Annotated in this window: 9 protein-coding genes; 1 reads left to right on the forward strand and 8 read right to left on the reverse strand. The window is 38.3% G+C overall.

Features of this window, described 5'->3' with window-relative positions:
- Window positions 1-385: 385 nt before the first annotated feature.
- Complete coding sequence (locus tag KIT27_01635; GenBank protein ID MCW5588341.1) at window positions 386-766, reverse strand: VOC family protein; 381 nt, start codon at window positions 764-766, stop codon at window positions 386-388.
- A 129-nt stretch (window positions 767-895) separates the two neighbouring features.
- On the opposite strand from KIT27_01635, the gene KIT27_01640 reads away from it, so the two are divergent.
- Window positions 896-1,471, forward strand: a complete 576-nt coding sequence (locus KIT27_01640) for a sugar O-acetyltransferase (GenBank protein ID MCW5588342.1) — start codon at window positions 896-898, stop codon at window positions 1,469-1,471.
- A gap of 124 nt (window positions 1,472-1,595) precedes the next feature.
- On the opposite strand, the gene KIT27_01645 is transcribed toward KIT27_01640, so the two are convergent.
- The 7 genes from KIT27_01645 to KIT27_01675 form a co-directional block, all read right to left on the reverse strand.
- Window positions 1,596-2,705: an ATP-binding protein gene (locus KIT27_01645; protein MCW5588343.1), complete on the reverse strand. Its 1,110-nt coding sequence runs from the start codon at window positions 2,703-2,705 to the stop codon at window positions 1,596-1,598.
- 115 nt (window positions 2,706-2,820) lie between these two features.
- Entirely contained in the window at window positions 2,821-3,567 is a 747-nt protein-coding gene (locus KIT27_01650) for an SPOR domain-containing protein (GenBank protein ID MCW5588344.1), read from the reverse strand.
- Window positions 3,568-5,331, reverse strand: coding sequence for an arginine--tRNA ligase (locus KIT27_01655; protein MCW5588345.1), 1,764 nt, complete (start codon window positions 5,329-5,331; stop codon window positions 3,568-3,570).
- Between the two features lie 63 nt (window positions 5,332-5,394).
- On the reverse strand, window positions 5,395-6,543 hold the full coding sequence (locus tag KIT27_01660) for a patatin-like phospholipase family protein (GenBank protein ID MCW5588346.1): 1,149 nt from the start codon (window positions 6,541-6,543) through the stop codon (window positions 5,395-5,397).
- A gap of 170 nt (window positions 6,544-6,713) precedes the next feature.
- Complete coding sequence (locus KIT27_01665; GenBank protein ID MCW5588347.1) at window positions 6,714-7,295, reverse strand: methyltransferase domain-containing protein; 582 nt, start codon at window positions 7,293-7,295, stop codon at window positions 6,714-6,716.
- On the reverse strand, window positions 7,296-8,216 hold the full coding sequence (hemF, locus tag KIT27_01670; protein MCW5588348.1) for an oxygen-dependent coproporphyrinogen oxidase: 921 nt from the start codon (window positions 8,214-8,216) through the stop codon (window positions 7,296-7,298).
- A gap of 42 nt (window positions 8,217-8,258) precedes the next feature.
- On the reverse strand, window positions 8,259-11,438 hold a 3,180-nt coding region (locus tag KIT27_01675; protein ID MCW5588349.1), incomplete at its 5' end, for a hypothetical protein.

Consider the following 11,438-nt stretch of genomic DNA (forward strand, 5'->3'; position numbering starts at 1 on the left):
TCACCTAGGGTAATATTTATGTTTATCAAAAATAAGAAGGTTTAGTATATCTAGTATGTTACTTGTCAAATTGCATTTCAATAAATATTCTTGTTCAGTCACCAAATTTTCATTTTCTTACCATCGCTTAAACATGATTTTGATGCGATTGAATGGAATAATTTTTATTTTACGAAGTGGTATTTATGCCATCGAAATCATCCAAATGCTATTCATTTTTATCTAAAATTAGGGGCTACACAAATTGGAGAAATCACATCCGAAAGCATCCCTGGTAGAAAAATTCCAGTGTTGAGATTTTCTCTCTTTTAACGAAGATTCCAATCGCTGGATCACAAGCCCACTTTTTGAGTGGATCTGCGATTAAAAATACGTGAATAGACCGTTATTCATGAGGATGATGACAAACCGCTTCAATATTGTAGCCATCAGGATCAAGTACAAATGCACCATAATAATTGGGATGATATATGGCTCTTATTCCTGGTTTACCATTATCTTTTCCGCCTGCATGGATGGCAGCGGCATAAAACGCATCAACAACTTCACGAGAATCAGCACGAAAGGCAATATGAGTGGTGGCGATTGGAGATTCTTCCTGATGTATCCACAAAGAAGCAATGGGCCCACTCTGCTGACGCAAGCCAAATCCTGCAAATCCCTGCACTTCCATAATTAACTCGTAACCCAGCGGTGCTAATGCTGCCTTATAAAATGCAACAGATTTTTTATAATCGCTAACGGTAATGCCAATATGATCAATCATAATTTCACTCTATATAAAAAATGATCGTTACTATAACATCTGTTCTTTTAACTTAATACACATTTTAAAATCGGCAAATTCAAACCATCACGCCAAAACGCATACCTCCAACCAAAGCAGGAGAATAAAATGGAAATCAAAAAGACTATCACAAAACGAGTGCAAACGCGTAGCCCGGAATCGGCTGCGATGGTGAATGCGGTGAGACGTGCGATGAGGTTAACGGCAGAGCTGAATAAACTGTCGTTTGATGATGCGGAAAAAATCAGAGCCATCTTCAGTGAATTAACCGGACAAGCCATCGATGAAACGTTTAATCTTATTCCGCCTTTTTATACCACAGGCGGTCAAGAAATTAAGATTGGACATAAAGTATTTATCAATCAGTGTTGTACGATTTACGATATGGGCGGAGTGGATATCGGAGATAATGTGATGATTGGACCCAATGTCAATATTATCACGTCTAGTCACCCACTGGAGCCCGATAAGCGATTTGATTATGTAGAAGCGAAATCTATTGTCATTGAAAATAATGTGTGGATTGCGACTGCCGCTACGATATTGGGTGGAGTTAGTATTGGCGAAAACTCTGTCGTCGGCGCGGGCGCCGTGGTTACTCACGATGTTCCCGCAAACAGTTTTGTTGCAGGTGTGCCCGCCAGAGTGATCCGCTCGCTTAATGGCAAGAATGAGGTAACATAACGTTGAATAAAGACCTTCTTCTTGCTACCTAATTCCCGCAAAGCATTCTGCGACATAATTTATGCGCCATATAATATGACGCATAGAAATGGATAGCAATGACAATCCAACGCTAGGTAAAGAATTACCGCTGTAATACGTAGCCAATTAACGGGTCAAGCACAGTATAGTGCCCCATATTTTCTTCGACATAATCCTTGCGAATCAGTACGTTGAGTGCTTGAGAAATGGTTGAACCAGCCATGTTACACTTAGCAATAAATTCATCACTACGAGGCGAATTTGTTCCACCGGTGCGAGCGAGCACGATTAATAATTTTTTTTGATGTTGGCTTAAATTTTCTATTTCAATTGCAACATGAGAACGCTCTTCTAGCGCATATTTATCCCAAGTAGATAATACAATATTCTCGTTGATGTCTTTTTGTCGCCAAACTCTATCACAGAGTAAATTTACATAGTAAGGATGACACTCAGTACATTCCAAGATAGTATCAATAACATTGGTTGTGATGTTCTTTATCTTTGTTACATTTGCTATTTTTGCTATATGTTTATGATAATCTGCTTTAGATATTCTCTTTAAATTGATTTTGTCACATAACTTGTAAAAGGGTCGATTTTTATCATCAAACATTTTTTGTATGAGATGACGATTACTCCCCGAAAAAATAAAACTAATATTTGCCGGTTCTTGGGCAATTTCGCGTATAACAGCTTCCATGGAATCATCTGCAATAATTTCGGAAAGATGTTGAAATTCGTCAAAATACAGCACTAATGGCTTATCATATTGTTTGGATAGATTTCTTAATCTATCCAATAATCCTCTTATTCTGCGGTGCGGTTTTACCGATTTCCTGCTAGCTTCAAACTTTATTCCCGATCTATCCAGTGAAATATTAAAATTTAAGTCGGAAAAAAAATTTGTTGCTAACGTGAGGGCTTTTTTTACGCCATTTTCAAGACTCACCAGTAAACTACCTACCGCGGTAGTGATGATTCTCTCCACATCGTCTATATCAATAGCCGACATAAAATCAGCTTTAGCAAAAAAACAATTATTTTTATTAACCACTTGCGAAACAAGACTGGTTTTTCCGTAACGTCTTGTCGACATAATTAAGGTGGGTCTATTGCGGTTAATATTTTCAAATAAGTGATTTTGCTCCTCACTACGGTTGCAAAACGCTTTGCCTGTTGCTATATGGAGTGGGAAATATTCTTCCATCATTGTTGCTCCGTCATAAACTATGCGCCATATTATATGACGCATAGTTTATGACTTCAACCAAGCGTTACGCTGAAGATTTTAAGCGTTTACTTCTTAAAATAGGAAGGCACAGGGTTTAAGCCGGCATTTCGCGCAATAAACTTTTAATTTGATTGGAGCTTAAGCGGTCTTGGTCGCTTTTGGCGAGGGTGCGCGAGGTATAGGGGCCAGCCCACACGCGATACCAGGTTTTGCCATTGTTTTGTGTGGGATCAATGCGCACGCTAAATCCGAGTAAAGATAATTGAGCTTTTAAGTGATCGGCATCTTGCTCCGATTGAAACGCCGCGATTTGTAAAATGTAGCGATTATTGGTGTCTGTTTTCGTGGGTGTGTTGGTATTATTGGTGGCAACTGCAGTGGGCGCAGGCGATGTGTTTTGAGGTGTAGGGGCTGTTGCCGGTGATGGCGTTGCGGGAGGTGTTGGCTTGGGTAGAGAAGTGTTGGTCGTTGCCGTTTTTTCCGCCAGGGATTGTTGATAATGCGGAGTTAAAGGTACTTGCTGCTTCGGCAATAAAGTATAAAAATCGAATTTAGGCTGTGGTGGTGTGGTGGGTTGTGGAGGTTTTACAGCTGCTACCTTAATGGGGGCAGGCTCTGCATGCGTGCGATGCAGTAATTGTTGAATATACTGTTGCAAGCGCGGATTGTGTTGATAAAAATAAAATCCGCTGGTGGCACAAAATCCCAGTAATAATCCCACGAATAACCATTTAAAAGGACTGGTGGCAGAGGTATGTGAATGCCTAGCCGAACCTCGAGGGTTGCCATGTTTCCGCGCGCGCGCAGAGGAAGATGAATATTTCGCATAATCTTTTGGCATTTACATTACTTCAAGTGCTGCAATTCCGAGTAATTTTAATCCATTTTTGAGAACTTGTTGAGTGGCTATGGCCAAGCACAGTCTCGCATTTCTCAAATCCGTATCATCCACAATGATTTTATGAGCATTGTAATAAGTATGGAAGTCGTTGGCTAGATCACGTAAGTAATGAGCGACTAAATGCGGATCATACTGATGACCGGCGTTATAAACAATTTCTGGAAATCGACTTAAATTACGCATCAATGCTTTTTCATGTTCGGTATTCAAGCGGGTTAATTGCGCTAAACCAGCAGTTTTATCCCAGTGAAGTTCTTGTTTATTTAATTCGCGTTGCACACTTGCCACGCGCGCATGCGCGTATTGGATATAGTAAATAGGATTATCGTTAGAATGCGATTTCGCTAAATCCAAATCAAAATCCAAATGTTGTTCATTTTTACGTAAGATATAAAAAAAGCGTGCGGCATCGTTCCCGACTTCTTCACGCAATTCGCGCAATGTTACGTAAGAAGCGCTTCTTGTCGACATTTGCACTTTTTTCTGTTGACGATATAACGTGACAAATTGTACCAGCGAGACGTTTAAGCATTCAGGATTTCCCCGCAATGCAGTCATGATGGCGCGCACACGTGGATAATAACCGTGATGGTCGGCGCCTAAAATATCTAAAATCAATTCATTGCCACGTTCTAATTTATTTAAATGATAAGCAACGTCTGAAGCAAAATAGGTGGTGATGCCATTAGCACGAATGAGCACGCGATCTTTTTCATCGCCAAAATCGGTGGAACGAAACCATAATGCCCCTGCTTTTTCATAGGTTAAACCCTTGGCTTTGAGGGTTTCAATGCCATGTTGAAGCGCACCAGAATCTAATAAACTGCGTTCGGAAAACCATTCATCGAAATGAACATTAAATTCGCTGAGATCATCGCGAATATCGGCTAATATTTCAGTTAAAACCAGGTTTAATACCTTGAGAAATTGTTTTTCACCTAATAATTTTTTGGCATTGGCAATTAAGCCATCAATATGTTTTTCTTTATCGCCACTGTCATCGTCTTGTAGATCTTGAGGCACATCGCGATAGAGTTCCTCTAAATTGATCACATAATTTTCAGGGAAATCATCCAATGCGTTGGCAATGGTTTTGATATAGTCGCCCTGATAGCCATTGCGAGGAAAATTCACCGTCTGCCCTTTGATTTCTTGATAGCGTAGCAAGGTGCTAATGGCTAATATCGACATTTGCCTTCCGGCATCGTTAACATAATATTCACGGTGAACGTGAAAGCCATTGGCTACTAATAAATTGGCAACACAATCTCCATAGGCTGCTTGACGACCATGCCCCACATGCAATGGACCAGTGGGATTGGAGGACACATATTCCACGTGAATGCGTTTATGCTCGCCACTCAGATTATTTCCAAACTCATCGCCTTGCTGCAAAATCGTTTGAATAATATGACTAGCGGATTGCGCGTTTAAATGAAAATTAATAAACCCGGGTCCTGCTAATTCGATTTTTTTTAATAATGGAGACTCTGCCATTTCTTGAATGATTTTTTCGGCCAGTGCTTTGGGTGGCACATTGGCTATTTTGGCTAACACCAAGGCGCAATTGGTGGCAAAATCGCCGTGCTCAGGATTACGAGTATGAGTAAGTTGTGGATTCAAAGAACACTCTTGAGGAAGAATGCCTTGGTGTTGTAAATTGCCTAATGCTTGCAGCAATAACTCTTCTAATTGTGTTTTCATTGTCTTCAATAAAATGGATTTATCATGCAAGTGAGAGTAGCGAGAATACATGAACTCGTCAACTTATTCGTGATCGTCTGGTTCCATTCTAGGATTAAGCGGAGCTTCGTAAACTAAACCGCCGACATCTTTAGGATGCGCTAAATACCAGGGTGATTGGGTAATCAGCGCTTTCGCATTGGCATATCCGGCTTCCATGTGATCGCTTATCGCGTGACTAGAAAAATTATAATCTTTGGAAAAGCGATCGGTGTCTTTGGCGGCATAAACTAAATGCGCGACGTGTAACGTTTTTGGATTACCTTTATTTAAGATTTTTTGAATTTCAGGATCGTCATGTTGTTCTGGCGTTAATTTTTCACCGAGACGCGCAATGGCACGCCGCAAATTTTGTTTATCGGTAAATAATTTCAACATCCGTCGCGATTGGCCAGAATAAGAAATGTCCTTATGACGTTCTAATATTTCATCCATATTGGTGGGGAGCTTGCCAATGCCACTGAATAAATCGACCATAAAACATAGGGTATCTAATTTGGTTTTACTGTCGAGAATAATGCTTAATGGTGTATTAGAAAAAATACCACCATCCCAATACCGATCTTTACCAACAATCACTGCTGGAAAGCCAGGAGGTAATGCACAACTCGCCATGATGTGTTCGGGATAGATATCGTATTTTTTATTATTAAAATAAATTAAACGTCCAGTTTTAATATTAACAGCCCCGATGCTTAATTTAATTTTAGCTTGGTTTAATAAATCGAAATCAATTAATTCGTAAAGAGTTTGGCGGAGCGGTGAAAAATCGTAATAACTTAATTCTTCGGGTTTGGTGGAATATGACCACCAGGGATTCACCGTGCGCGGCGAGAAAAAATCGGGTTGGCCAAATAACAAGGCTTGTTGTGCTGAAAAAATATTATAATAATTACGAAAAATGGAATTATCGGGCGGCAGAAAAACATGTTGATGAGCAATGCGGCGCCAAAATTCTTGCAGTTTGTTAAGCCGTTGCTCGGGCGGATTTCCCGCAATAATCGCACCATTGATTGAGCCAATCGAAATGCCGGCAATCCAATCGGGTTGATAATCGGCCTCAGTTAAGGCTTGATACACACCCACTTGATAAGCGCCAAGCGCACCGCCGCCTTGAAAAACGTAAGCAACGCGCTCAAACGCTGTTGTGCAAAGATGACTGTTTGAATACATGAAATAATCTTTTGTTGCCCCGCCACAGAGTTCCATTGTGACAAAATTTGGAGGAAAAGCAAGGTGGTGGGTGCCGTGATTTACCTAAGCTTGGTATTCAACGCACGTTTTGCTAGCATCAGCACATGAAAAATACACCACCGTTCACCATTACGCCTGCCATATTACGTTTATAAAAAGCGAAAGGTATCAATGCGTGCTGGCGGGATATTCAACCATATTCGTTGGGATTTCACTTTGCGAAGTTCGCGAACTTGGTGGCCAGGATCATTTTTAAAACTATAGGTATACTGAACAAACGTACTATGAGGATGAAGTATTTTTTCTAACTCTTCACTAATTTGCGCGACGATGACTTGAGGCAATGACCGCAATGGTAAACTTGAAATTACGCAATCAACGGGTTGATTAAAAGGTTTTAATAATTCTGACAAGGTAACCGCATCGCCATGTAAGATAGTGAGTTGTGGGAAACGTTTTTTTAATATTTGCACAAATTTGGGTGAGCGCTCAATAATAATTAATTTTTGAGGAGGAATACCTGACTCTAAAATGGCTTGGGTTACCACGCCCGTTCCTGGTCCTAATTCAATAATTAATCCTGCGGTGTTAAGCGGAATTTCTGCGGCCATCGCTCGGGCTAGCGATTTTGAACTGGGTACAACCGCCCCTATTTGTTTATAATTGGTTAACATTTCTTTAGTGAACGACGATAACCCTGAACGTCCTAGTAATTTAATTAATTGTCGCATCTAATGACCTAACTCCGTGGAAGATAACCAATCGCGTGCAGGTAAAAAATCGCGATATAAACTCGCTTCAGCACTGTCATCCGCAGGTTGCCAATTATAACGCCAGCTAACAAGTGGTGGCATAGACGTTAAAATGGATTCTGCGCGCCCACGCGATTGCATGCCAAATAAGGTACCACGATCGTAAAGTAAATTAAACTCAACATAGCGTCCGCGGCGATATAATTGAAATTCGCGCTGTTGCTCGGTAAACGGAGTGGCTTTACGCTTTTGGACAATAGGAATATAGGCTAATAAAAAATGTTTAACGACATTCTGCGTAAATGCAAAACAGGCGTCAAAACCCCATTGATTTAAATCGTCATAAAAAATTCCACCAATGCCGCGAGCTTCTTGGCGATGCGGTAAATAAAAATAATCATCGCAATTTTTTTTAAAGTGTGGATAAACATCGTTACCGAAAGGATCGCACGCGGCTTTGGCGTGTTGATGCCAATGCACGCAATCTTCCACAACACCATAATACGGAGTTAAATCAAATCCACCACCAAACCACCATACCGGTTCACAGCCCTCTTTTTCTGCCATAAAAAAACGAACATTAGCATGAGTGGTGGGAACATGTGGATTGCGCGGATGAATAACTAAAGAAATTCCCAAGGCATGAAACGAACGCCCTGCAAGTTCGGGGCGTGTCTTGCTGGCGGAAGGCGGTAGATTTTCTCCATTAACATGCGAAAAACTCACCCCCGCGCGTTCAAGCACACGGCCATTTTCTAAAACACAACTACAGCCGCCTCCGCCTTCAGGGCGTTGCCAACTATCCGCAATAAAATGTTTATCGCCATCTTCGGCAGCCAAGGCATCGCAGATGTCTTGCTGAGCAGTTAATAAAAATTCTTTAATAATGTGAATATTCATGCGCGCAGTTTAACGGATTGTGTGGGAATGTGCTATGATTTCTTATTGATTTAAAATACTGTTTATTCCTCGATTAACTATTCTAAAACCCGTGCCTAGCGCACTTAAAAGCGTACCAGACGTGGTAACTTTAGGCTTGGCTTTGTCTGATATTGCATTATAAATTCTTATACCGTGGGTTTGTGAAAATAAACTAGGTAAATTTGAGCGTTTTTTTGCTAATTCTTCTTTAAATGCTTCCTCATTATTATTTTTAATGGTTTCTAATAATAAATTGGCCTTTTCTAAATCCTCTTGGATCAAATTTTTAATATAACCACGTAAAGATATTGTTTCTTTAAAGTGTAGAGAAGATGATGGTATGGTAACGAAGTAATCTAAGTTGATAAAATTACACTTACAAACCATAGCCTCTTGGATGGTATTAAGGAGTATTTCTTGTTTAGAGAATAAAAGTTTGTTTGCCAGTTCAGGTTGCTCATTCGTTTGTAGGAACTGTCTTAAGATATAAGTTTGTTTAGTATTAAGTATTATACCTTCCCAGGAATTATCATTATGTGTAGATTTAATTCTGAAGAATAATTCCACCAATTCCTTGGGGATGTGTTGCGAATTTGAATTAAATAAATTCCTCAAGCTCACTATATCAACCCAGGTAAAATTATAAAGGGCATAAGATCTAAATTCTTCAAATTGATCATTGTTAAGAAGCTCCTTCATTTGATTTAATATTTTATAACAGGATATATCCCCGATTTTTAATCGAAGCTGTGTTGAAAGTATGCGGCCACTGAAATAAATCATCTCATCAAAATAATTAGGTAGATTTTTCTCATGATTTATCAAATCAAGCAAGCCGCATTGAACTTTAAAGTAAGTTTCTCTGAAAAATAGGTTAGATTGAGAAATTTCTTCCCATGTTACGTCTGCTTTTAAGAAACTGGTTAAATATTTTTGACAAACAACAATGGTGTCTATTTTTTTTTGTAATTGAGCAATCTGTTTTTTTATAAGGATAAGCACACTAATTTGCTCATCATCTTGTGAGTTAGTGCTTAGGGTGAGAAGTTTAATGATGAGATTATGATAATCGTTAGCTAATTTAAGCTCAATATCAGGAGGGATGATTTTTTTATAATTTCTAGTAATAAGCATGTTAGGCAAAAAAATTAGTTGCGAAGACATCCAGGATTCGTGTAGCTTTTCTAGTTCGTCTCTAAATAATTCTGTATGTGGAAGAATGCTAATCATAAATTTTATAATAGAATAATTTTTTTCTTGAATTAAATTTTCTAAAAAGTATTTTAGAGTATTTTGAGTGGAATCATCGTGTTCATTTAAAAACAAGAGGAATAAGTTTTCTAACAAGTCTCGATATTTTCTCGAAGTTATTTTAACCGCATTATCGACAGGAGTATTTCGAGGCGTTGTATCAATTTCCGCGCGACGTTTTGTTATTTGTTCAAAATAGGTTAACGCGTTACGCCAGAGATATGTTAAATTATCTGGATTTTTAAAAAAATCAAAAAACTTAGGTAAAATTTTCAACAGACCTTTCAATCCTGGTGTGTGGGCATGGTTAACAAACTTTCCTAAATGTTCAATCTTATCTAAAATAAAGAGTAATTTCTCATTATTCGCCGCACTACACAGGGGTTCCAAGGAAGATTGTAATGTTAATATAAAATCCAGCTTGAGTGATATTATGCCATCTTTAATAAAACGATCAGCAGGCAACTGAGAAAATAACGTTAAAATAAAATTAAATTGAGAAAGTTTATTTTCAGCAATCAACTTGTCCAAGTAAGATCGAATATTTTTTTTAATGTATTCGCCATTTATATTAGGCAGTAAAAAGTCGGCATTAAATAATTGGGGATAACTTTCTTCGGCAAGAAATAATTGTTGATGGGCTTTCCATATTTCTGCAGAGATTTTCTGAGCATTTGCTAATAAGATAAAAGGCTTGGCGGGATGTGGGTCATTATTATTAATAGCTTCACCATGATCGTAGCGATAGACACGTAATAATACATTTTCAGGCAGTTGGGTAGTGTCAAGAAAACATAAGTGTTGTAACACATCTTCTAGATTATCATCAAAAATTTCCATAATAATAATTTTATTAGGATGCTGCACGGCTAACAAATTCGAGATTTGCACATATTCGCTATTTTTTCCAAGCTGATAGTCAACCCCAAAATCATTCATGCTGGAGGCTGAAAAACATTGAGCTAACGGATGTTGTTCGATTTTTTTATGAATGGGTAAATGATAGCGGCTTTTTATTGTGCTTGCAAAGTCGTTAAAAAGTAAATTATCGATTATTTCAAGTTCTGAAAGAATTTTACTGTCTTCTTCTGAGGTGTTAGAACAAGCTATTTTAGCAGGAATAAGCAGGCTACTCATGTGAATAGCTTTTTCGAGTCGCATATACAATGTTTGCTTATTTTTAAAATAATATCCTTGTTGAAGAGTGAGAGTATTGGCTAAAACTTTTTTTCCATTATGATCAATTAAATAAGGCTCTGATTCGGTGTGTAGTTTATTGCTGAGCTCAAGATTACCAGAATGTTTTAATAATTCTTTAAGAAAAGTAATTTCTGAGGATGAAAAGCCACTTTCTTTATAGGTCGCATTTTCCGTTTCGAGATTATTAATTTTAGAATATAATTCCTCCGTAAAACCGATTATATTTAGCCAGGTGATTTTAGGAATGTTTTTCAACCGCGTTAATTCACATTGTTGAAAATTAGCCAGCGCAAAATGATGATCTTTTTCTAAATAATCCGTGATATCAACGTAGGCATTTCCATGTTGATCATAGATTAATTGTGATTCCAATTTTTCCAGAAATTTAAAACCATCACCGCATTTTAATTGCAGATCTTCCGGTGTAGATACCGCAATACAATTTTTCCCCGTATTTTGTTCAATATTTTTTTTGATGTGAGTAACAGTTTGACGTTCTTTCCAAGGTTTAGCTTGTGAATCTTGCGCGGTTGTTTTACAAGTTAATCCACTTAGAGCACCATGCCATTCTTTAATTGAGTTATATACGGTGCGATGAGTACAGAGAATAAATTTATTAACATCAGGTTGTTTAATACGCTCTATTAAAACACGAGATAAACCATCATCTTCTTTTGATGAGATGCAAGAGATACAATTGTCGATATCAGCTATTACGCATTTTACTGGATCTTCATTTTCTACTTCTTG

The sequence above is a fragment of the Legionellales bacterium genome (assembly GCA_026125385.1).
GTDB lineage: Bacteria > Pseudomonadota > Gammaproteobacteria > JAHCLG01 > JAHCLG01 > JAHCLG01.